17 protein-coding genes are annotated in these 23,801 nt (G+C 33.4%); 10 read left to right on the plus strand and 7 right to left on the minus strand.

Annotated features, from left to right (window positions below; translation table 11 throughout):
- Positions 1–295: 295 nt before the first annotated feature.
- Positions 296–766 (minus strand): endonuclease/exonuclease/phosphatase family protein, encoded by a 471-nt coding sequence (locus BM383_RS08160; protein WP_143106372.1) that lies wholly within the window; start codon positions 764–766, stop codon positions 296–298.
- A 16-nt stretch (positions 767–782) separates the two neighbouring features.
- Here BM383_RS08160 and BM383_RS19090 point away from each other — a divergent pair, with 16 nt between their 5' ends.
- Together BM383_RS19090 and BM383_RS18935 are read left to right on the plus strand one after the other, a co-directional pair.
- Entirely contained in the window at positions 783–1,571 is a 789-nt protein-coding gene (locus BM383_RS19090) for a molybdopterin cofactor-binding domain-containing protein (protein ID WP_143106373.1), read from the plus strand.
- Between the two features lie 261 nt (positions 1,572–1,832).
- On the plus strand, positions 1,833–2,372 hold the full coding sequence (locus BM383_RS18935; RefSeq protein WP_143106376.1) for a molybdopterin cofactor-binding domain-containing protein: 540 nt from the start codon (positions 1,833–1,835) through the stop codon (positions 2,370–2,372).
- Positions 2,373–2,494: 122 nt separating this feature from the next.
- On the opposite strand, the gene BM383_RS08175 is transcribed toward BM383_RS18935, so the two are convergent.
- The 3 genes from BM383_RS08175 to BM383_RS08185 form a co-directional block, all read right to left on the minus strand.
- On the minus strand, positions 2,495–4,027 hold the full coding sequence (locus BM383_RS08175) for a RagB/SusD family nutrient uptake outer membrane protein (protein ID WP_177229090.1): 1,533 nt from the start codon (positions 4,025–4,027) through the stop codon (positions 2,495–2,497).
- 11 nt (positions 4,028–4,038) lie between these two features.
- A complete protein-coding gene (locus BM383_RS08180; RefSeq protein WP_093024633.1) occupies positions 4,039–7,167 on the minus strand; it encodes a SusC/RagA family TonB-linked outer membrane protein in 3,129 nt (1,042 codons plus the stop codon).
- Between the two features lie 542 nt (positions 7,168–7,709).
- Complete coding sequence (locus BM383_RS08185) at positions 7,710–9,071, minus strand: AGE family epimerase/isomerase (protein ID WP_245766554.1); 1,362 nt, start codon at positions 9,069–9,071, stop codon at positions 7,710–7,712.
- Positions 9,072–9,225: 154 nt separating this feature from the next.
- On the opposite strand from BM383_RS08185, the gene BM383_RS08190 reads away from it, so the two are divergent.
- Together BM383_RS08190 and BM383_RS08195 are read left to right on the plus strand one after the other, a co-directional pair.
- Positions 9,226–11,688 carry a glycoside hydrolase family 9 protein gene (locus BM383_RS08190; protein WP_218157921.1) on the plus strand — a complete coding sequence of 821 codons (2,463 nt, stop codon included), beginning with the start codon at positions 9,226–9,228 and terminating at the stop codon, positions 11,686–11,688.
- A 15-nt stretch (positions 11,689–11,703) separates the two neighbouring features.
- Positions 11,704–12,690: a glycosyl hydrolase gene (locus tag BM383_RS08195; RefSeq protein WP_093024635.1), complete on the plus strand. Its 987-nt coding sequence runs from the start codon at positions 11,704–11,706 to the stop codon at positions 12,688–12,690.
- A gap of 78 nt (positions 12,691–12,768) precedes the next feature.
- Here BM383_RS08195 and BM383_RS08200 read toward each other — a convergent pair whose 3' ends face one another.
- Together BM383_RS08200 and BM383_RS08205 are read right to left on the minus strand one after the other, a co-directional pair.
- Positions 12,769–13,614: a sialate O-acetylesterase gene (locus BM383_RS08200; RefSeq protein WP_093024636.1), complete on the minus strand. Its 846-nt coding sequence runs from the start codon at positions 13,612–13,614 to the stop codon at positions 12,769–12,771.
- Between the two features lie 123 nt (positions 13,615–13,737).
- Positions 13,738–14,616: an AraC family transcriptional regulator gene (locus BM383_RS08205; protein WP_093024637.1), complete on the minus strand. Its 879-nt coding sequence runs from the start codon at positions 14,614–14,616 to the stop codon at positions 13,738–13,740.
- A 293-nt stretch (positions 14,617–14,909) separates the two neighbouring features.
- Here BM383_RS08205 and BM383_RS08210 point away from each other — a divergent pair, with 293 nt between their 5' ends.
- Genes BM383_RS08210 through BM383_RS08235 form a run of 6 tightly spaced genes read left to right on the plus strand, consistent with a single transcriptional unit; the run spans position 14,910 to position 22,480 of the window.
- Positions 14,910–15,914, plus strand: coding sequence for a glycoside hydrolase family 26 protein (locus tag BM383_RS08210; protein WP_177229091.1), 1,005 nt, complete (start codon positions 14,910–14,912; stop codon positions 15,912–15,914).
- A gap of 5 nt (positions 15,915–15,919) precedes the next feature.
- A complete protein-coding gene (locus BM383_RS08215; RefSeq protein ID WP_093024639.1) occupies positions 15,920–17,740 on the plus strand; it encodes a sodium:solute symporter family protein in 1,821 nt (606 codons plus the stop codon).
- A 43-nt stretch (positions 17,741–17,783) separates the two neighbouring features.
- Complete coding sequence (locus BM383_RS08220) at positions 17,784–18,956, plus strand: glycoside hydrolase family 130 protein (protein ID WP_093024640.1); 1,173 nt, start codon at positions 17,784–17,786, stop codon at positions 18,954–18,956.
- Between the two features lie 2 nt (positions 18,957–18,958).
- Positions 18,959–20,131 carry an AGE family epimerase/isomerase gene (locus BM383_RS08225; RefSeq protein WP_093024641.1) on the plus strand — a complete coding sequence of 391 codons (1,173 nt, stop codon included), beginning with the start codon at positions 18,959–18,961 and terminating at the stop codon, positions 20,129–20,131.
- Positions 20,132–20,134: 3 nt separating this feature from the next.
- Positions 20,135–21,148, plus strand: a complete 1,014-nt coding sequence (locus tag BM383_RS08230) for a carbohydrate binding domain-containing protein (RefSeq protein WP_093024642.1) — start codon at positions 20,135–20,137, stop codon at positions 21,146–21,148.
- Positions 21,149–21,157: 9 nt separating this feature from the next.
- A complete protein-coding gene (locus tag BM383_RS08235) occupies positions 21,158–22,480 on the plus strand; it encodes a glycoside hydrolase 5 family protein (protein ID WP_093024643.1) in 1,323 nt (440 codons plus the stop codon).
- 319 nt (positions 22,481–22,799) lie between these two features.
- Here BM383_RS08235 and BM383_RS08240 read toward each other — a convergent pair whose 3' ends face one another.
- Entirely contained in the window at positions 22,800–23,798 is a 999-nt protein-coding gene (locus tag BM383_RS08240) for a glycoside hydrolase family 5 protein (protein WP_093024644.1), read from the minus strand.
- Between the last annotated feature and the right edge of the window lie 3 nt (positions 23,799–23,801).

Here is a 23,801-nt window from a genome sequence, read left to right on the forward strand (position 1 = left end):
GTATACAAATCTGTCACAAAACTTAAAAAGCACCTACAATAAAACTGCAAGTGCTTTTTAAATAATGACTGTCTAAAAATAACTTTACTCAAAACTTATTTTTATCCATAAGTAGTATAACGTAAACAAAAAATGAAGCATTATTCCCATTTATAAAAGTGCTTGAGATTCACTTCTACACACTTATATTTCTCAGCAGTAAAATTTCTGTTATTCACCGAATAGAAATAAAAAATACCTCTCACAAATTTAGGAGAACGTATTATACAGCTTGGAAGTAACTTACCAATAACGTTTACTCGGCTTTATTTGAATTTAGCTTTACTACAATACAAATAGGATAATGGTCTGATGGTGTTCTTGCTTTTTGAACTGCTAGCTCAAGCTCTTTCGGAAAATCTCCTTGTGTAACTATATCTTTTATCACATCCTTGTTTGAATGATAAACATCTGACAAGATTCCGTGTTTTAATACTTGAATTTCCTTACTTACAAAAATGTGATCAATTCTCTTATCTGAATTCGTATTAATATTAAATCCGTTAAATGTTCCGGAGGGACCATATAAAAAATTAGTTTTATCATAAGCATCTGTCAACACATCAGAATCATTTATCACTTTATAGCTAGGACTGGTTTGGTCTACATTAAAGTCCCCTGTAAGTACCACTCTAGCTATTGAAGTACCGGAAACAATTCCATTGAAATCTATTAAAGATTTTACAATAGTGGGTTCTTCCAAAACGAATGTCAAAATTGATGACATTATTACGGGAAAACCCTTGTTTGGAATTGACTATCATGAAGATGGTATGCAAATAGCTATGCCTATTCATCCGCCAGCCTTTGGGATGAAATTAGATTCTTTTGATGCTTCAGAAGCTTTACAAATGAAAGGAATTAGCCATGTAATTTCCGTGAGATCATTCAAGAAAAATTATGGCAGGGCCATTTTTGACGAACATGCATTTCCTGAATTTATTGCGGTCGTTGGAGATTCCGTTTGGAATGTAATGCAAGCAAAAAAGAAAGTAAAAGCCAACTGGAAACCTTTTGATTCCTATGCTTTAGAAAAAAATATCTTTGGCAATAAATCTACAGTAACCGTTCCTGCAGGTTTGGAAAGTACTACCGAGCACTATAAAACTATGAAAAAAGGCAATTCAAATGCATTGAAAACTTTACGAAAAGATGGCAACCCTGAAGTTGCTTTTAAAAATGCTCATAAAGTAATTGAAAGTACTTATACTGCACCTTTTTTGGCGCATAATGCCATGGAGCCAGTAAATTGTTTTGCAGAAGCCAGTGGGAAACATATTCGGGTAGTTTCTCCTATGCAAGCTCCCGAGTATATGGAAACTACCTTAGCAGATAACTTTGGCATTTCAAAAGAAAACATTGATTTGAAAGTTACCCGAATGGGCGGTGGTTTTGGGAGAAGAGCCTATAGCTTTAACATTGTAGAAGCTGTTGCCATTGCTCAAAAAGTAAAAACTCCTGTTCAACTTATATATACACGTGAAGATGACATGACGGGTGGCATTTACAGACCTATGTATCAAATAACCTAACGTGCAGCTTTAGACTCAAAAAATAATTTAACAGCTTACCATATTACAGGAACCGGAGTTCCTGAAAACGCTGTTTTTCCAGATAGGTTTCCTGCAGGAGCTGTAGAGAATTATTTAGCACAAAGTTGGGAAGTTCCCTCAAATATTTCTGTTGGCGCTTTCAGAGCTCCTCGTTCAAATTTTGCAGGAGCTTCTGAACAAGCCTTTCTGGATGAAGTAGCTGAAGCAGCTGGCAAAGATCCAATTGAATTTAGACTAGCATTGTTTGATAAGGCTATACAAAATCCTGTTGGTGAAAATAATCAATACGATGCAAAACGTTACAAGGGAGTGCTCCAATTAGTAAAGGAAAAAGCGAAGTGGCAAGGGCTTTCAGACAAGCGGGGTGTGGCTGCCTATTTTTGTCATAATACGTATGTAGCGCATGTAGTAGAAGCTAATCATTTATCAGAAACTCCTATAGCACAGCATGTAACCACTGCAGTAGATTGCGGAGTGGTTGTCAACAAAGATGCTGCAAAAAATATGGTTGAAGGTGCCGTGATAGATGGTATTGGAAATGCCATATATGGCGAAATGACCTTTACAGATGGAAAACCTGATAAGGAAAACTTTCATTCTTATAAAATGATTCGAATGCCCGAAAGTCCTACATCTATTGAAGTTCATTTTGTTGAAAATGAAGAAAAGCCAACCGGATTAGGTGAACCTCCATTTCCTCCAGTTTTTGCTGCATTAGCCAATGCTCTTTACAAGAAAGAACATAAAAGATTCTATCATCAGCCATTTACAAAAAAATAAGATCGCAAACTTTGATCATCATTCTAACATACAACTATAATATTACCAAAATTTCACTAATACTTTATAAATAAAAAACCCACATTCAAGAAAGAATATGGGTTCAATAACTTTACTAAATTTTAATAACTAGGGTTTTGTTCTAAGTTTGGATTTGCATCCATTTGTTGTTGAGGAATTGGCATAATATCTTTTCCTGTAGGAATAGTAATTCCAAAATGATCATAAATATAATTTTCATGTTCACCAGATCTTCTTAATAACCACCATGTAGAGAATTCTCCTCCAAGCTCATGTCTGTATTCTTCTAAAATACCATCTAATAAATCTCCTGTTGGTAACGTAGTTAAACCTGCACGGTTTCTTACTTGCATTAAATAAGACTCTGCAGTGCTTGTATTACCCACTCTATAATGAGCCTCTGCTAAACTTAATAAAACTTCAGCATAACGCAATAAAATAAGATTTTGATCACTGTAAATATTACCTTGACTAGCATCTACTAAAGGATTTCTCCAGAATTTAAGTAAGTAATATCCGCTTCTTCCTTCCGGATTCCATGGTGCAGCAGCCGTACCACATGTATTGATACCGCCATAATTAGATTGAACCATAGGATAATCGGAAATATTAATATCTGAATCTGGATGTTCCATATCCGGACCAATTAAAGTTGCATCTCTTCTTACATCCCCAGCTTCAAAAGAATTGAAGAATTGAGCTGTTGGAACAGTATAACCACCATACGTTTGAATTTCTAATGGCATAGTAAACCACTGGAAGAAGTTCATATTATCATCATTCCCCCCCCAGTTAGCTGCTCCACTAGAAGAAAACATTTGAATCTCAAAAATTGATTCCATACCATTACGGTTATCATAATCATGAATATTCAAATAATCAGGCTCTAAAGTATAGTGCCCGTCTAAACTTTCATAAGCAGTTATAGCACTATTATAATCTCCTAACCACATATAAGCATTTCCTAAATAAGCTTCAGCAGCTCCTCTAGTTACTCTACCAACATTTTCAGAAGTATAAGACCATGGTAGAAATTCTACTGCTGCCTCTAAATCAGAAACCACTTGTTGAAATGTTTCTTCTTGGGTACTTCTTGCAGTATATAAGCTTTCTTCAGAAGTAGAAGTAACACCAGTAACTAAAGGCACACCTCCAAAATTAGAAGCTAGTATAGAAAAGTAAATTCCTCTTAATGCATAACTCTCTCCTATTAATCTATTACCTAACTCTTCTTCAATAGTACCCGCATCAATCATGTTTTGAATGTTCGGAATAGCATTATTGGCCGATACAATACCAGCATACATTTTAATCCATAACTGGTTTAAACCATCAAAATCTGTTGGTACTTCATACGTATTAAAGAAAGTATCACTCCCAATGTTATAGAAATCTAAGGTAGAATATGTATTAGGATACAACATCCCCTTCATATTACCTTCTACAATATCCATTTGCAGAGCATCGTAAATAGAAGTTACGGTTGCCTGAGCAGTTGTAGGATCTGAGTAAACAATATCTGATGTTAATCCATCGTACTTTTGATCTATCAAATAATCATCTGAACATGATAGCGATGTTGCTAACAATCCAACAGATAGTATTTTAAAAATATATAATTTATTCAACTTCATCATTTTCATTTTTAGAATTGTAAATTAAATCCAAGTGTTATAGTTGCAGAATTTGGATATGCTCCAAAGTCTATACCTCTAGTTTGTACACCACCATTACCATCTATATCTGTAGCAGTACCAATTTCCGGATCAAGACCACTATAATTAGTAATAGTAAATAAGTTCTGACCACTCATAAAAACGGTTGCTTTAGAAGCACTAATTTTGTCTAAAATTCCTTGTGGTAAATTATAACCTACTTTAACATTTCTTAGTTTTAAGAAAGAGCCATCTTCTACAAAATAATCAGAAATTCTACCATTACGGTTCGTATCTTCAACTACTGCTCTAGCATAGGTGTTAGATGGATTTTCTGGAGTCCAACGGTTGTTATAATATTCTTGACTTACGTTAGTATATACAGAGTTATAACCATAAGCTCCTAAACTTTCGTTTTGACTCTTAATAAAGTTGAGAACTTCGTTGCCGTATGTTCCATAGAAAGATAATTGGAAATCCCAATTTTTATAAGATGCATTTACATTTAAACCTCCGTAGAAATCTGGTACTGGACTACCGATAATTTCTCTATCTTCAGCAGTAATTTCACCATCCCCATTTAAATCTTTGAATTTTCTATCACCAGGAGCAATAGGATTTAAACCATAAGCTGGTTGATATTCTCCGTCAGGAGCACTTGCATTAAGCGCATCAATTTCAGATTGACTTTGGAAAATTCCTTCAGCTCTATATCCATAGAATGCACCAACATTACCTCCTACATATGACCTCGTGAAACCAGACCAACTTGTATTAAAGCTAGGTGTAAAATTAGATGGATATGTTACAAAATCTTGATTTCCTAAATCAGTAATTTCGTTATTAATAACACTTATGTTAGCAGAAACATCCCAAGTAAATTCGCCTTCAGTTTTTCTATACCCTAACATTACCTCAATACCTTCATTAACAACATTACCAGCATTAACAGACATTGTTGTAAAACCGTTTTGTGCAGGAATAGTTTGATCTAATAAGAAATCTTTAGCAGATTTATTAAAGTAATCTAATGTTCCATAAAATCTAGAATCTAACAATTCGAAATCTAAACCAATGTTTGTTTGAATTTGAGATTCCCAAGTAAGATCAGGATTTGCCAAACTAGCCAATGCCAAACCACTTACAGGATTTCCACCAAAAACATAACCTGAATTATCTTGAGTTGCACCAGAAGTATAAGATGCTAAATACTTAAATGCTTCTATACCCTGACTATTACCAGTTTCACCCCAAGAAGCTCTTAATTTTAATAAATCAAAAATAGAATCTTCCATAAATTTTTCTCTATCAATATTCCAAGCACCAGCAACTGATGGGAAAACACCATAAAGATTATCAGAAGAAAACTTGTTACCTACTCCATCACGTCTTACTGTAGCAGTGAAAGAGTATTTCTCATCATAAGAGTAGTTTAATCTTGCAAATGTACTAGCAAAAGTTGCTGTACCATGAGTACCAGAATAATTGATTATAGATTCTGATGCAGAAAGATCTCTAATACTATTGTTTAAATATCCTTGACCAGTAGTTGCTATATTATCATATAATTGCTTTTGAGCAGAAGAACCTACTAATAAGTCAAAATTATGTGCATCAAATGCTTTTTTATAGTTTACTAAAAACTCACCTAAATATTGTCTAGATTTAGATTGACTTACATAATAAGTAGCATTTGCATTTTGGTCATTTGCGCTTCTAAAATAAGATGGGTTAAAACTACTACCACTATAGCTAGTTAATTGATAACCAAATTTACCTGTTACTTTTAAGCCTTCAATTATTTCATAATCTAACGCTAAGTTAGATAATAAATTATCAGTAGCATTTTCGTTATCAGTTAATAAAGCATTACCAATTACGTTGATACTACTAGAAATTAAGTTACTATCTGTAAAAGCACCATAGTTACCATTATCATCGTAAGGTTCTGTAATACCTCCTCCACCTAAGTAAGGCACATTATCAAACACTCTAGCAAATCCATAGAAACCTGCAGATAAATTATTGTAAGTTTCAGAATATGCATATTTCACACTAGCTCTTGCTTTTAAACCTTTAGCAATATCATACTCGCTATTTAAACCAATGTTATATCTTTTATACTCAGCAGAAACTACAGTACCGTCGTCATCTACCATACCTAAACTAAAGGCAGTCTTTGATTTTTCTCCTCCACCTCTAATTCCTATGTTATATACTTGCTTAAAACCAGTATCAAAAGCATAATCTTGCCAGTTTACATTTGTTAAACTTTCTGGATTAGACCATTCAGATAATGTATCTACTCCTTGTGCTGTTCCTGTCTCTAAAGCAAACCCAGCGAAAGTAGATGCATCTAACATATCTATTTGTTGTGGAGTTGTTTGAATACTAACAAAACTATCTAGTGATACAATAATTCTATCCTTAACACCAGTTTTAGTTTTAATAATAACTACCCCAGCATTTGCTCTCACCCCATAAATAGCAGCTGCAGAAGCATCTTTTAATACAGAAATACTTTCAATATCGCTAGGGTTTAAAAATGAAATATCTTGTGTTGGAAAACCATCAACTACATACAATGGATCATTACTACCAAAAGAAGCAACCCCTCTTATGTTGATACTCATAGCAGAACCTGGACTACCAGAGTTTTGAGTAATCTGTACACCAGAAACTTTACCTTGAATAGACTGATTAACATCTGTTGCAGGAAACTGTTCCAACTCCTCACTTGAAACTGAAGTAACTGCACCGGTTAAATCTCTTTTTGTTTGCGTACCATACGCAACAATTACAACTTCATCAAGTAAACTACTTGATATTGTTAACACTACATCGATTTCGTCTTGATCACCAACTTCAACGCGTTGTTCTTTCATACCTACATAGGTAAAGATTAAAACGCTTCCAACTTCTACGTTGTTCAATTGATAGTTTCCATCAAAATCTGTTACTGTACCATTAGTTGTTCCCTCAACGGTAACATTTGCCCCAGGAAGAGCCACGCCCTGATCGTCTTTTACAATTCCCGTAATTGTTTTTGTCTGCTGTCCTAATACTAGGAAAGAAACAAAAAACATACATGAGAAAAATAATATTTTTAGTTTTTCCATAAAAAGTTTGTTTTAGAATCGTGTAAGTTTTATAGATTTTATGTTCAATAAAACTTCACTTTTTGATAAATTGATTAATAAGTCGAAATTAGGAATATAGCTCACTAGTCACTAATCATATTTTGTCAAATTGTTATTATAAAAATAATCAATCGTATATTTTTATGATAACACATTTTCCAACATCTATATATATAGAATCATCAATTTTAATAGGGCTAGGCAAATATTATGCGCATACGTCGCTGTAGTATAAAAAATAAATAGAATTCAAAAGACACCCTAACTACTAATAATAAACAAATTAACACAAATCAAAAATTATAGAAAAGTAAATACGATTTCTTAAATGAAAGCTTCTCTTATAAGCTGCTTAAAAATATTAAGAAAACAACAAATATTAGAATTTGATAAAAAAGATAGCTCAAAAATGCCATAAGTGTAAAAAACACACCTAGTACTATTTTTTCAAATATATAAGAAATATGATCTAAATCATATTCACATTCATATAATGTATACCTCTTAAAAAGACATAGAACTTAGGATTTCTTTTTCTTTAGGAACTCCAACTGATGTTTGCAATTAATTAATGCTCTAAAATTATGATACGTAGTTTTCCAAACATGCCCTTTTAATTCTTTTTTAACTTCAGGTCTCACATCTGTACCCCATGAATACCATCCTCCATATTTATCATCCATCATATACTGCTGAGTATACTTCCATAAATCTTCAAACTTTTCATAATAGTTCATTTTGTCATCAGGATACATTCGTGTCATAATTAATAAGGTATTCAAACCTTCTGCCTGTGCCCACCAATTTTTATCATAATTAGTTATAGTTAATACATCATCTCCTTTAAAGTAATATCCTCCCTCATAAAATCCTCCTAATTTATTATCTAATCCATAGGTTAAAGAGTGGTCAACCATTTTTTTACCTATTTCCAAAGTCTTTTCTGTATCTGTTCTACCTAAAACCTCTGATGCTTCTAACATCAAATATGCTGTTTCTACATCATGACCAAAGGAAACATGATCTAAATAAAAATGTTCTTGTATCACTTCTTTACTCTCCTCTCTAAAGCTTACTGGTGTCCAATCAGGTGTAAAGAATAAATCCATAGAATATTTATCATTCACTATAGTATCTCTAATCAGTAATAACAATTCCGTTAATCTTTCTTTTACAATATCATCTTTCCAAACCTGATATAATTCTGTAAAGGCTTCCATTAAATGTATAGAACTGTTCTGATCTTTATACCCAGCGTCAGATGTAGAAGCTATATCTTCTGTACGCACTATAGGAGTACCATCCATTTCCATGTGCTGAAAGTATCCTTTATACTCTTTATCATGACTATGTTCCTCTAACCACATAAAAACTTTTTTTGCTAATTCTAATGCCTCTGCATCTTTTGACACATCATAATAAGCAGCCAAAGCATAAATTGCAAATGCATTACCATAAGCAGTTTTAGCTTCATAAGGTTTCATAATAGGTTCACCTTCTTTAGTAACTAATGTATGAAACCCACCATTTTCTTTATCCCACATTACATCACGTAAAAACTTAAAACCATGTTCTGCATACGTTAAATACTCCTTATCTCCATATTCTTTATAAGCTTTTGAAGTAACCCACACTTGTCTAGATTGAGTTACAATCATTTTTTCATGCTCATTACCTACTTTAAAGTCGTAAGTAATATTAGTATAATATCCACCATCATCTTTATCTAAAGCTAAAGGATACCATTTATCTATTAATTCTTCTTTCGCATCTTTATCAAATGTATCAGCAAGATTATTTGATTTTTTTTCTGCGCATCCGATAAAAATCATCAATACAACAATCATTAACGTATTATATTTCAACATATTAACATTTTTCATATGAAAAAACTCTTTGTTATTATTGAATAAATATAAAATATACCCCCGAAATTTTATCAATACATAAATAATACGTTGTTATTTTGATAAAATAGTATTATCGAATCTTTCAGTCAAATTCTAGTTTTATATTCTAAATGGAAAAAATAGTATCATGAAAAACCTGTTTTATATAATTATTCTACTAGGTGCATTTTGCAATGCACAAAAAAAAGATTCCGTTTTTAAAATAACAGACCAACAATATCTTAAAAATAAAGGTGTTGAAGTGATGCTTGCTCATGATTTTTACCCTGAAGGACACCAAGGAGGAGTTGGTATTATACAAAATGGAATCCGGGTAGCTACTAACGGAGATTTACGTTTAGAACCTACACCAGGCCAATGGCAACCTGTTCCCAAAGTTGGTGAGCGTAGTGTTGACCTAGCCAACCAAACAATTAACTTGAGAATGCAGTTTCCTGATTCTTCTAAAAACAGAACTGGTTTTAATCCGGTGGAATACCCAGATTTATATCTTGCGTACACCCTAAAAATCAAACCAGAAGGTAAATCTTTCAAAATTATCGTAGATTTAGATAAGCCATTACCTGCTGAATGGGTTGGAAAAGTAGGGTTTAACTTAGAGTTTTTCCCAGGAATTCTATTTGGTAAGAGTTATTATATGGATGATGAGTTTGGTATTTTTAACAGACAAGCAAATGGACCTGGTTACACAAATGAAGATAACGAATATAGAATGACCCCTATTGCTTCTGGTAAAAAACTAAGTATTGCACCAGAAATGCCAGAACAAAGTGTTACTATTCAAAACGTAGGAACCGACAACTTAGAATTACTTGATGGACGTGCACAGCATAATAATGGCTGGTTTATTGTTCGCTCTCTTATTCCTGCTAATACCACTAAAAATGCTATTGAATGGATTGTGAGCCCTAATATGATTCAAGACTTTATTTACGACCCAGTAGTTCAAATTTCTCAAGTAGGTTATCACACAAATCAAGATAAAGTAGCTGTTATAGAAACAGACCCTAACGACACGGTTTCAGACATTACACTACATAGAATTATGCCTGATGGTAGCGCTAAAACTATTGAAACTAAAACTCCAAAATCTTGGGGTAACTTTTTAAGATATAAGTATTTTCAATATGATTTCTCTAAAATATCAGAGCCCGGTGTTTATTATATTACCTATAAAAACTATACTACATCTTCATTTATAATAAGCGAAACTATTTATGATAGAAATGTGTGGCAACCAACGTTAGAGTATTTTTTACCTGTACAAATGTGCCACATGAGAATTAACGACCGCTATAAGGTTTGGCATGGAAGATGCCATTTAGATGATGCTCTAATGGCTCCTACAAGTTTTAATCATTTCGATGGTTATTTACAAGGTGATAACACATTAACTTCATTTAAATCTGGAGAACATGTGCCAGAGCTAGATAAAGGTGGATGGCATGATGCAGGAGACTTTGATTTAAGAATAGAATCTCAGGCAGAAACAGTTCAAGGACTTGCCAGAATTTATGAGTTATTTGATGTTAATTATGATAATACACTAATTGATCAAAAGACTAAAACAGTAGAAATGCTTTCCCCTGATGGAAAAGCTGATATGCTACAACAAATAGAACACGGACTATTATCGATAGTTGGTGGTTATGAATCTTTAGACAGATTTTACCGTGGTGTTATTGTACCAACACAAAGACAGTATGTTTTACTTGGCGACCCTCTAAACCATAGCGATAACGAGATTTACCAAAAGAATGGTACCACTGAAATACCTATGGGGCAAGATGGAGCTCCTGACGACCGTTGGGTATTTACAGAAGACAACCCAGAACGTGCTATGGAAGCTGCTGCTGCGTTAGCTACAGCTGCTAGAAGCATGAAAGATTACAACAATATACTAGCTAAAAAATGTACTGACATTGCTAAAAAAGAGTGGGACAGCTATTCATTTGATCCATCAGCTGCTAGAATAGAACTTGCAACTGAGCTATACCACACTACCAAAGATGAAAAATACCTTGATTATTTAATTGACAACAAGAAATACATAGCTGCAAATTTTGCTAATGTAGGATGGATTGTTGCAACCATATATGATGATGTAGATAACAAAAGATTTAAAAAGTTCTTATTAGAGCCAGCTATGGCATATGCAGAAACGGTAAAAGAGCAAGCAAACCAGACACCTTACGGAGTGCCTTACGAGCCAAACATTTGGGGTGCAGGTTGGGATATTCAAAATTTTGGAATGAAACAGTATTTTTATCACACAGCATTTCCTGAATATTTCCCTAAATCTTACATGCTTAACGCATTGAATTTTGTATTAGGTACACACCCTGGGGTTAATACAGCATCTTTTGTTTCTGGTGTAGGGGCTCATTCTCTAACACAAGCATACGGATTAAATAGAGGTGAACGCTCTTATATTCCTGGAGGTATTGGTTCTGGTACAGCTTTAATTAGACCTGACCTTCCAGAACTTTTAGAGTGGCCATACTTATGGCAACAAACAGAATATGTTTTAGGAGGTGGTACTACTGATTATTTATTCTTAGCAATTGCAGCGCAACATTTATTAAAATAATCTAAAAGTAACGCTATGAGAAACCTAATATTAATAATTCTTTTAAGCACATGCCTAAATATAGTAGCCCAGAACCCTATAAATCCGAACGCTAGTAAGGAAGCTAAAAATCTACTTAGCTACATTTATGGTTTGGATAATACTATTTTATCAGGGCAACATAGTTATAACCACGAACCTACTAAGTATTATGATATAGCATCTGATATAGCTGGTGAAAAGCCAGCTATTTGGGGTGCAGATTTATACTGGAGTAGTGTTAACCAAGAAGATAAAGTAATAGAAGAAGCTATTAAAAAACATAATGAGGGAGCTATAATTACCATCATGTGGCATGTAGGTAGACCTATGGATGATGCTCCTTATGGCTGGAGCTCTAGTGTGCAAAACACTATTTCTGATGAGCAATGGAAAGAACTAACTACACCCGGAACTAAACTTAATAAAAGATGGGAAAACCAAGTAGATACTATTGCTAAAGCTTTAAAACGACTAAAGGATAAGAACATTCCTGTTTTGTGGAGACCTTACCATGAAATGAATGGTGTATGGTTTTGGTGGGGAAACAAACCTGGCAAAGATGGTTATATAAAACTTTGGAAAATGTTGTATCATAGATTAACAGACATCCACAAATTGAACAACTTGATATGGGTATGGAATGCTAACGGACCACGTGATATACCTTACGATGAAGCATTTGCTTATAAAGATTTTTATCCTGGAAAAAAATATGTAGATATTTTAGCCACAGATGTTTATCATTTTGATTATGAGCAAAAAGATTACGAAAGTTTACTAAAACTAGCCAATGGTAAACCTATTGCTTTAGGAGAAGTTGGACAATTACCCAAAGCCAACATACTAGAAAAACAACCTAAATGGAGCTGGTTTATGGTATGGGCTAACTGGATTGAAACCGCTAATACAAAAGAAGGTATTTTAGAGATTTATAATAGACCCGAAACACTAACGAGAGACGAAATAAAATTGCAAGAATAATATTTTCTCGAATAAATAATTTATACAAAAAAGACCTGAATATTCAGGTCTTTTTTTTGTACTATAATTTGTAAAATTTCACTCAACTTTATACCCTAATAATTCAAGCATTTGATAACCATATCGCTTTCCTAACAATCGGTATCCCGCAGAATCAAAATGAGCTTCGTCTTGGCCTGTACAACCTTCTGAAGATATGATGTAAGAATTAGGAATCACTTCAGGTAATTTATTAACAATAGGGATCATTTCTGCACAACAATTAACCTCTGTTTGCATCATCTCCCCCGCCAATAAAGGAATAGAATTGCTCTCTAGAGACAAATCGTTTAAAATATCATTATACACTTTTTCAACGTACTTAGGCCATTCTTCGTCACCTGTGTTAGTTTCTCCCTGATGCAATAAAATACCTTTTATAACACCATCTTTCTTAGCTATTTTAGCTAAATCTATGAGTCTTTTATATGGGTTTCCACCATACCCTGCTACTTTGTTTTTAAACCAGTCTTCATCATACGTTAAGGTATACTCCTCATACTTATCTTTATCAAATAATCTAATATCACAACCACCAATAGCCACGTTAATAATACCAATAGAAATACTGTCCGGCAAGTGTTCTACCATAGTTTTGCCAAACCAATCTGCTGGAGAAAGGTTGGTATCACATTGACATGTAGGCGGTGCTGCTTCGTACCACTTACCTTCTTCCCTATTCAACCCAGGGCAATCTAACGCTTGTAATAATTTAAATCTACTATTTGTTACCGTATCAATAGTCTCAATAGCTCCCTGTCCCTCCATATTAGACTGACCAAAGCAAAGAAATATGTAAAAATTTGAATCTTGAGCAGTTAACTTCATACTCGTAAAAAATAAAGCTGTTAAAAATAATAGCTTTGTAGTACTATAAATTTTCATTGTTTATTAACTTGTTAAATAAATTTCTAAAATTCAAGATACTAAATACCTTTCCATTTTTGTTCAACAATATCATCATTTACTATACCTAAATTATCATATTTAGTATAAAAATTATAGTAATTAGAGTACTCGTTTTATTCCTTCAAAAACAGCTTTATACTCACTTGGGGTACAATTTTTAAATTTTTTGAACACCCTGTTAAAATTGGCTATGTTATTAAAGCCACATTTATACGCTATTTCCGATATACTTTGATCTTTTTCTAGCAACCACATTGCGGCATTACTTATCCTAACATCATTAAGGTAATTAATAAAAGTCTTACCGGTACGTTTTTTTATAAATCTGTTGAAGGAAACACTACTCATATTAACAATCTCTGAAACTTCGGCTAAGGTTATTTTATTGTGAAAATTAGCCTGAATGTAATCGTATACTTTCTTTATTTTATCGCTGTTATCAAATTCATTTCTATCTACAGTATACGTAGAAAGCAATCGTTGATTTCTAGAGTTTGCTAAATCCTGTAAGATGGAAACCATTTCAATAAAATAATCCATACCGTCAAGTTTTGAAACTTGCGAAATACGTGGATACATTTCATTAGCTGTTTTTTGAGAAAACAAAATACCATGTATAGACCTGTCAAACATTTCTTTTATGGGTTTCATAATTCTACGAAACAACAGTTCTTCATTAAATAAATTACTGTGAAATTGAATAGTAATCTCATGTATTTCCTTTTCATCACAATTTTGACTAATCCATCCGTGGTGTAAGTTAGGACCTACTAAAACCAGTTCTACATCTTCTATTTCTTCTAAAGAATCGCCAACAACTCTGCGTACTCCCTTTCCATTTTTAATAAAGTTCAACTCATATTCCGGATGGAAATGAATGGGAAAATCAAATTCCCTTTTTTTTCTATCAAATACTAAAAAACTATCTTCAGCAGAAAGTGGTGTAATTTCTCTGTGTACTTTCTTTAATATGTCCATATTTATCTAAAGTTGTTATAATATTTTAAAAGTTTGACAAAATAATACAATCAGAATTTTCTTGTGATCGGTATTTTTGTTTTTATAAATTAACAAGATATCAAATTACTATTTCATTAATAAATTCAATATAAAAATATAAAGTTAATAATTTAATGAAAATAATATCACTAAAAACTACTTATATACTTTTTATATCTGTGCTATTTTTAAGCTCATGTAAATCAATTTACACTTCAGAATATAAAAAACCTGTGTTAGTTGACAAAAATATATCAACCCCTACAAAATATTTGCACAAAAAGTTATTCCTAATTTCTAAAGAAGGATTTGCAGTTAGTCAGCAAGATGCTACTTCTTACGGAATAGGCTGGAAATACGCTGATCAGCAAACAGCTATGCCGCTTAAAAGTGATGTATATGATGTTGTAAATGATTATCCGGCTGGTTTTGGTTTTGATATTGGAGGTATTGAATACGCCCATACACATAACCTAGACGGTGTTGCTTTTACAGATATGAAAACATTAATGGTTGAAGCCTATAAAAATGGTGGTTTTGTAACGGTAAGCTGGCACTTAGGCAATCCTGTTTCTGGTGGAAATTCTTGGGACACTACCCCTGCTGTTTCAGACATTATTGAAGGAGGTGCTTATCATGAAACTTATAAGCTATGGGTAAAGCGCGTAGCTGATTTTTTTAAATCAGTAACCTATAAAAACAAACCTATCCCTATAATTTTCAGACCTTTTCACGAAATGAATGGTTCATGGTTTTGGTGGGGAGACAAAAACTGTAATACCATAGATTATATTAAATTATGGAGAGAAACGGTAAATTTATTAAGAGATGAATACAATGTACATAATGTACTCTATGTATATTCTCCAAACAAATTAAACGCTACAGATGAGTATTTAAAATACTACCCAGCTGATGCTTATGTAGATATTTTAGGTATTGATATTTATGACTTTTACAATACAGAAGATTTTATAAAATCTGTACAACACGATTTAAATATTGTTAAAAATACAGCTGAAACCCACAACAAGTTATTTGCATTCACAGAAACTGGACTTGAAAAATTGAATACAGCAGCATGGTTTACCAATACGCTATACCCATATATAAAAGATTCAGGAATCTGTTGGATTCTATTCTGGCGAAACCATACAACAAATCATTTCTATATGCCATATAAAAAACAAGCTTTAGAAAATGATTTGATTGAGTTTTCAGAACTACCAAAAACCTTATTTCTAAAAGATATTCAAAAAATTAAAATCAAAAAATAAATACAATGCTCAAAATATACGACATTATTGTTATTCTCTTATACTTAGTCTCTACACTGGCCATAGGACTAATGGTAAGAAAAAAAGCGCAACAAAGCAAGGATGATTATTTACTTGGAGGAAAATCTATTCCATGGTATCTGTTGGGACTTTCTAATGCCTCAGGTATGTTTGATATTTCTGGTACTATTTGGTTGGTAACACTGATGTTTGTATATGGCATTAAAAGTGCATGGATACCATGGCTTTGGCCTGTTTTTAACCAAATATTCTTAATGGTATATTTATCTAAATGGTTACGCAGATCTAATGTAACTACCGGTGCCGAATGGATTGGAACCCGATTTGGATTTGGTAAAGGAGCTAAACTATCCCATATTATTGTAGTTATTTTTGCATTAGTAGTTTGCTTGGCATATTTAGCCTATGGGTTTATTGGGCTTGGCAAATTTGTAGAAATTTTTATTCCATGGGAGGCAGTAAGTCCATATATTCCATTTACTGTAAGTGCCAATCATGTACCCCATTTCTATGGTATTATATTCACATTATTTGCTGTATTCTACTCTTTATTAGGAGGTATGTCTGGTATTGTTTGGGCAGATGTAATTCAGTTTACTATAATGACAATATCTGCATTAGTAATCGGATATCTAGGCTTTCAAGCTGTTGGAGCCAATTCCTTAAATATTCCTGATGGTTGGATGAGTCCCTTCTGGGATTGGAAATTAGATTTGGACTGGTCTAAAATTATTCCAGAAGTGAATCAAAAAATAAAAGAAGACGGCTTTAGCCTATTTTCCATTTTCTTTATGATGATGGTTCTAAAAGGAATTCTTGTAAGTGTAGCTGGTCCTGCTCCAACCTACGACATGCAAAAAATACTATCTACCAAATCTCCTGCTGAAGCATCAAAAATGAGTGGTTTTGTTTCCGTGATTTTAATGCCAATACGCTATTTAATGATTGCAGGGTTTGCTGCTTTAGCTCTTATTTACTATGAAAAATTAGACCTAGTTACACAAACTGGACAAGTAGATTTTGAGTTAATTCTTCCAGCTGCCATTAAACAGTTTGTTCCCGTTGGTTTATTAGGCTTATTATTAGCCGGATTGTTAGCTGCCTTCATGTCTACTTTTGCAGGTACATTAAATGCTGCTCAAGCCTATTTGGTAAATGATATTTACTTAAAATACAACAAAGATGTTCCCCACAGCAAAGTAAATTTAATGAACTACGTTTCAGGAGTTTCTGTGGTTACCATAAGTATTATTTTAGGGTTATATGTAGAGAATGTAAATTCCATTTTACAATGGTTAGTATCATCATTATACGGTAGCTATGTAGTAGCAAACATTTTAAAATGGCACTGGTGGAGATTTAATGGAGAAGGATTTTTCTGGGGTATGGTTACAGGTATCGCATGTGCCATGGTAGTACCAGAAATTTTCCCTGATGTATTAGATCTCTATTTATTCCCTATCATCTTAGTAATATCAGGTATTGGTTGTGTTGTTGGAACATATTCTGCCCCACCAACCGATGAAAAAGTACTAAAATCATTCTACACTACTGTAAACCCTTGGGGATTCTGGAAACCAATAGAGGAAAAGGTAAAACTAGAAAATCCAGAATTTAAAAGTAATAGCAACTTTAAAGTAGATATGTTTAATGTAGTAATTGGTGTGGTAGCTCAAACAGCACTAGTACTAATTCCTATGTATATCATATTTAGACAAACAACCCCACTATATATTTTAATACCAGTGCTTATTGTATGCTCTGTGCTACTTAAAAAATTATGGTGGAATAAATTCGAACACTAAATAAAACTTAACTATAAAACTACTAAGTAAAAAATAAATAGGTATGAATCAAAAACTTGACAAACTGTTTGCAGCCTACAACAATCTAGTTTCAGAAAAGAATGTAGCTATAGAAGAAAATAACGGTGTATATACTAGATATAAAAATCCGGCTGTTACTGCTAAACATATCCCTTTAGAATGGAGATACGACTTTAACCCAGAAAGCAATCCGTTTATGATGGAGCGTATTGGTTTTAATGCAGCATTCAACGCTGGGGCTATTAAATGGAACAACAAATACGTAGTTTGCGTTCGTGTGGAAGGAGTTGATAGAAAGTCATTCTTTGCAATGGCTGAAAGCCCTAATGGTATAGACAACTTCACCTTTTGGGAAAAACCATGTGTAATACCTCAAATTGAAGGGATGCCAGACACGAACGTGTATGATATGAGATTAACATTACATGAAGATGGTTACATTTATGGTATTTTCTGTACCGAAAGAAAAGATCCTGATGCACCCGCTGGTGATACAAGCGCTGCCGTTGCAAATGCTGGTATTGTTAGGACTAAAGACTTAATTAACTTTGAAAGATTACCAGATTTAATTTCCAATGCAGGCCAACAACGTAATGTTGTACTACATCCTGAATTTGTTGACGGTAAATATGCTTTGTATACCAGACCACAAGACGGATTTATTGAAGTTGGCGGTGGCGGTGGAATAGGTTTAGGATATGTAAAAGACATAACTAATCCTGTTGTTGAGAACGAAAGCATTATTCATAACAAAGTATACCACACTGTATACGAATTGAAAAATGGCTTAGGTCCTGCACCAATTAAAACAGAAAAAGGATGGTTACACTTAGCTCACGGTGTTAGAAATACTGCTGCTGGTTTAAGATATACCCTTTATATGTTTATGACAGACCTAAATGATATTAGTAAAGTAACTCATGTTCCTGCAGGATATTTCATGGCTCCTGAAGATGCAGAAAGAGTTGGTGATGTATCTAACGTTTTATTTGTAAACGGATGGATTGCCGATGAAGACGGTACAGTATACATTTATTACGCATCTTCTGATACTAGAACTCATGTAGCTACTAGTACTATAGATAAATTAGTAGACTATGTAACTAATTCTCCTGAAGACACTTTTATTTCATCTGGATCAGTAGAAACTATTATTTCTTTAATTGATAAAAACAAAGCTCTTTTAGCTAAATAAACATGGAACCACTGAAGAATGATATGAAGATTGAGCTCCAAAGAATTTTAAATTATTGGAGTACAAATATGATTGACAAAACAAATGGTGGTTTCATTGGAACTATTGACTATAATAACATTAAACACCCCAAGGCTCTCAAAGGAGCCGTTTTAAACGCTCGTATTTTATGGACATTTTCCGCAGCCTACCAACTATCTGAAAATGAAAATGAATACGCCATAGCCCAAAGAGCCTTTAAGTACATAAAAGAGTGCTTTTATGATACTGTAAATAAAGGTATCTATTGGAGTGTTAACGTAGATGGTACACCTAGCGACACTAAAAACCAAATTTATGCGCTAGGGTTTACCATTTATGGCTTGTCTGAATACTATAAAATCTCCCAAGATCAGGAAGCACTTGATATAGCTATAAATCTCTATAAAAGCATACAAACCCATAGTTTAGACACAAAAAAAGGCGGTTATTTTGAAGCGTACACGCAAGATTGGGAAGAAATTTCAGATATGCGTTTAAGTGATAAAGATGCCAACGAAAAGAAAACTATGAACACACATTTGCATATTGTGGAAGGTTTTGCAAATCTGTACTTAGTCTGGAAAAATGAAGAACTCAAAAATGCTATTATTGACATTCTAAATATTATAGACGAGAAATTCATTGATAAAAATACTTGGCATTTAAAATTATTCTTCAACGAAGATTGGGTAGAAAAACCAGATGTAATATCATACGGACACGATATTGAAGCCGCATGGTTATTACAATGGTGTGCCGAAGTAACTAAAGACAGCGCATTAATTGAAAACTTTAAGCACTATGCGATAGAGATCACGAAAGTTACAAACGAAGGCATTGATAAAGATGGTGGACTTTGGTATGAATACAATCCACAAGAAAAGCAACTGATCGCTGAAAAACATTGGTGGCCACAAGCAGAACTCTGGATAGGATATGTCAATGCTTATCAATTAACCAATCATAAAGCCTACTTAGATGTAGTATATAAAAACTGGAGTTTTGTAAAACAATACATTCTAGATAATAAATATGGAGAGTGGTTTTGGGGAGTTGATGATAAATATAATTATATAGAAAAAGATAAGGCTGGGTTTTGGAAATGTCCGTACCATAATGCCAGAGCTTGTATGGAATTAATGAAACGATTATAAATTATGAAAGTAATATTAGTAACACTAGCATCCATTTTATTTTCAATGCATCTAACAGCTCAAAAAAACATCCTTAAAAATGGTAGTTTTGAGCAGGATTTACAAAATTGGAGAGGCGATGCTACCATAAATCCATATAACAAAAAAAGTGGCAACAACAGTTGTATGATTAACCAGTTCACTGATAATAAATGGAAAGGTATAGACCAGATCATACCTATCCCTAAAAATACAGCTGCTATAGAATTTACTGGTTGGGTTAAAACCGATGCAGTAGAGCAACACAATGAAGCTTACAAAGCTGGAGTTATAACTGTTGAATTGTTAACTGGTGGAGATAAAAGTATCAGCTACCACAACATCGCTCAGGTAGTAGCTACCACTCCTTGGACAGCCTACAAAGAACTTATTAAAATACCAGAAAATGCAAAAAAGGCTAGAATTATTTTAGCCCTTGCAGAAACTAATGGAAGTATTTTATTTGACAATCTTAGTGCTAAAACGTTTTCATTAAAAAAATACAATGCGCTTCTTTCTAAAAAGGAAGAAAGTACCATATCAAACATGAATTCTTTTAGTAATGGAAGTTTCGAAGAAGGTTTCACCAATTGGAGTGGAAACACTCAAATTATAACAACTGATGATGTAAAAGATGGAACAAAAGCAGCTGCTATTTCTAGTAAAACTGCTACTTGGACAGCTATCGATCAGCAAGCAACCATCCCAACTAACGCTAAAGAAATAATAGTTTCGGGGTATTTAAAAAGTATCGAAATTATGCAAGGCAAAGAAAACTGGAATAACGGTATGTTTATTTTAGAACTTACCACAGCTTCTAATGAAAAAGCAAGAGAAGATCAGCTAATTGGCAGCCTAACTGGAAGTAGTAATTGGACCTATTTTGAAAAAACTTTTCCCATTCCTACCAACGCATCACAATATAGAATTATGATTGCACTTAGCAACTGTACAGGAACTCTGATGGCAGATGGTATTACAATAGAATTCAAAAAATAAACCAACTATATGCACTATCTAAAAAAGGTTGCCTTACTTCTTGCAACCACTACCTTACTCAGCTGTAGTTCTTCAAAAACTATGGCTACTAAAAAGCTTCACACCCCATTTGTAACCGTTGAAAATGGAATATTCTACAGAAATGGATCTCCATATCATTACATAGGAACCAATTATTGGTATGGAGCCATTTTGGCTTCAGAAAAATATGGAAACAGAGAACGATTACATAAGGAATTAGATGAGCTTAAAGCTCATGGTATGGTTAACCTAAGAATCTTATTTGGGGCTGAAGGTGGCGATCAAGACTATACTGTAAGACCTGCATTACAATATAAACAAGGGGTTTATGATGATGCGCTTTTAGAAGGATTAGATTATTTGTTGGGAGAGCTTGCCAAAAGAGATATGACAGCAATTCTTTACTTAACGAATAATTGGGAATGGTCTGGTGGTATGGCTAAATACCTTCAATGGAATGGCTTTGGCGATGTTCCCAATCCTAATATCCCTCCTCATAATTGGCCTGAATTTATGGAGTTTACCCCCAAATTCTTCACATGTGACCCTTGCCAAGAAGGATTTAGAGAACATATAAAATATGCACTCCAAAGAACCAACAGGTATACACATATAAAATATACTGAAGACCCAAGCATTATGGCTTGGCAAGTAGCCAACGAACCGCGTATTTTTACTGTTGATAATGAAGAAAATTTCACAAAATGGATAAATGCTACCGTAAATTTAATTAACAATTTAGACAACAACCATTTAATATCTACGGGGTCTGAAGGAAAAGCAAGTTCTAATGATGATATAAACGCTTATAAAAGAACTCATACGAATCCTAATATAGATTATTTAACCATGCACACATGGCCTAAAAACTGGGGTTGGTATACACTAGAAAATGAAGAGAATGCTACTTTTATAGCCATTGAAAATGCTTTACAATACATAGACGAGCATATAGAAATAGCAAAAGATTTAAACAAACCTATTGTTTTAGAAGAGTTTGGTTTTCCTAGAATGCAAGAAAGTTTAGACAAAAACGCTTGTTTAGAGTATAGAAATATTTTTTATACAGCAATTTTTAATAAACTTGAAAAAAGTATAACGAATAAGGAGCCCTTTGTTGCTCTGAACTTTTGGGGTTACGGAGGCCTAGGAAAGAATAATCCTGAAAATGGAAAATGGAACCCTGGAGATGATTTTACTACAGATCCTCCTATGGAGCCACAAGGACTCAATTCTATATTTTCAACAGACAAGTCTACTCTGTATCTAATTAAAATGTTTAATGAAAATATTGAAACCTTAAATGAATAAGTTATTCTAAGAAAGTGATTTCCTAAAAAAAATACAAACACCAAAGAATAGTTATTCTTTGGTGTTTTTTAACGGATAACGTGATGCAATAAAATAAATTTAAGCATAGTTATAATTAACCTCTAGGCGATCCATTCTAATTTAGCTGCTACTTACACCATAAATCGGGCTTTTATTAAAGACTTATTTAGCCCTAAAAATTGTTATCAATTTATAATACTTCCGGTTATATCTGTAGAAAACAAACTATAAAAAAAGCCTCAGAAAAAATCCTGAGGCTTTTCTAACACTACATTCAAATCTATTTATAAAAAACTATCTACTTTTTATAACTTCTCATTTTCTTTTTAAAATACTTCCCTTGTCTACTAGGCGTGTATTTATCGTCTACATACATTTGAGGAGACCATTGTTTGTCGAATACCCAAATAAAATAAGAGATGTTTTTATCATCACAATAGTTTGTAATAGCATCTCCATAAGTTTCATCACCTATTACAGGTACATGGGCTCCAGGAGCAGTTTCATCACAAAAACCAATTTCTGTAAGTACTACAGGATAGGTATCTTTTACAAACCCCCAATCTGCTGTCCATTTAGGTTCCCAAGGCTGTTCTCTTTTCATGGGATAAGGATGGGCTACATATCCAATTCCTTCAGCTTCAATTGGGTTTTCTTTAACCGGAGTTAAATCATATGCCCAATTAAACCCAGCTACCAAGGGGATTCCTTCTCCTCCATTAGCTCTGACTATTGTAATAATTTCTTCATTAATTTTTTTCCATTCCTCCCATGTTATAGTTCCAAACCTCTGTTGGTACATTGTAGGCTCGTTAAAGAGTTCATAAAATGCTACTGTTGGATTTTTTCCATATTTTTCAGCCATCAGTTTCCAAAAAGCATAAGTTTCTGGCAACGTGGTATTATACATCTCGTCTAAGTACAATTGATTTTTTAAATTTCCAATACTGTGCCAATCTATAATTACATACATATTGTATTTAGCGGCCCACGCTATACCTTGATCTAATAGTTTTAAGTAGGCTTCTTGCCCCCTTCTTCTCCAAGCGGAAGGATGAACAGGAAAACGAACTGCTGTGGCTCCCCATTTACTAATTTCTTGGATGTACTCTTCTCCCCAAATTCCATCTGTTGCTAATTTATCTGGATCACTTGTATTGATACCTCTAAACACCATTACCTTACCAGCTAAATTCACAAACTCATTCCCTTCTACCTTAATACGTTCCATTTTATTTGATTGAGCAAACATGGTAAGGCAAACAAAAAAAGAAGATATATATATTACAATTTTCATATT

Source organism: Pustulibacterium marinum (genome assembly GCF_900116665.1).
GTDB lineage: Bacteria > Bacteroidota > Bacteroidia > Flavobacteriales > Flavobacteriaceae > Pustulibacterium > Pustulibacterium marinum.

What these genes read in the sequence shown, in the direction of transcription:
- BM383_RS08235 (WP_093024643.1), top strand. Translation starts at nt 21,158, where the DNA reads ATGCACTATCTAAAAAAGGTTGCCTTACTTCTTGCAACCACTACCTTA.
- BM383_RS08190 (WP_218157921.1), top strand. Translation starts at nt 9,226, where the DNA reads ATGAAAAACCTGTTTTATATAATTATTCTACTAGGTGCATTTTGCAAT.
- BM383_RS08225 (WP_093024641.1), top strand. Translation starts at nt 18,959, where the DNA reads ATGGAACCACTGAAGAATGATATGAAGATTGAGCTCCAAAGAATTTTA.
- BM383_RS08215 (WP_093024639.1), top strand. Translation starts at nt 15,920, where the DNA reads ATGCTCAAAATATACGACATTATTGTTATTCTCTTATACTTAGTCTCT.
- BM383_RS08200 (WP_093024636.1), bottom strand. Translation starts at nt 13,614, where the DNA reads ATGAAAATTTATAGTACTACAAAGCTATTATTTTTAACAGCTTTATTT.
- BM383_RS08205 (WP_093024637.1), bottom strand. Translation starts at nt 14,616, where the DNA reads ATGGACATATTAAAGAAAGTACACAGAGAAATTACACCACTTTCTGCT.
- BM383_RS08240 (WP_093024644.1), bottom strand. Translation starts at nt 23,798, where the DNA reads ATGAAAATTGTAATATATATATCTTCTTTTTTTGTTTGCCTTACCATG.
- BM383_RS08175 (WP_177229090.1), bottom strand. Translation starts at nt 4,027, where the DNA reads ATGAAGTTGAATAAATTATATATTTTTAAAATACTATCTGTTGGATTG.
- BM383_RS08160 (WP_143106372.1), bottom strand. Translation starts at nt 766, where the DNA reads ATGTCATCAATTTTGACATTCGTTTTGGAAGAACCCACTATTGTAAAA.
- BM383_RS08180 (WP_093024633.1), bottom strand. Translation starts at nt 7,167, where the DNA reads ATGGAAAAACTAAAAATATTATTTTTCTCATGTATGTTTTTTGTTTCT.
- BM383_RS08185 (WP_245766554.1), bottom strand. Translation starts at nt 9,071, where the DNA reads ATGAAAAATGTTAATATGTTGAAATATAATACGTTAATGATTGTTGTA.
- BM383_RS08220 (WP_093024640.1), top strand. Translation starts at nt 17,784, where the DNA reads ATGAATCAAAAACTTGACAAACTGTTTGCAGCCTACAACAATCTAGTT.
- BM383_RS08195 (WP_093024635.1), top strand. Translation starts at nt 11,704, where the DNA reads ATGAGAAACCTAATATTAATAATTCTTTTAAGCACATGCCTAAATATA.
- BM383_RS08230 (WP_093024642.1), top strand. Translation starts at nt 20,135, where the DNA reads ATGAAAGTAATATTAGTAACACTAGCATCCATTTTATTTTCAATGCAT.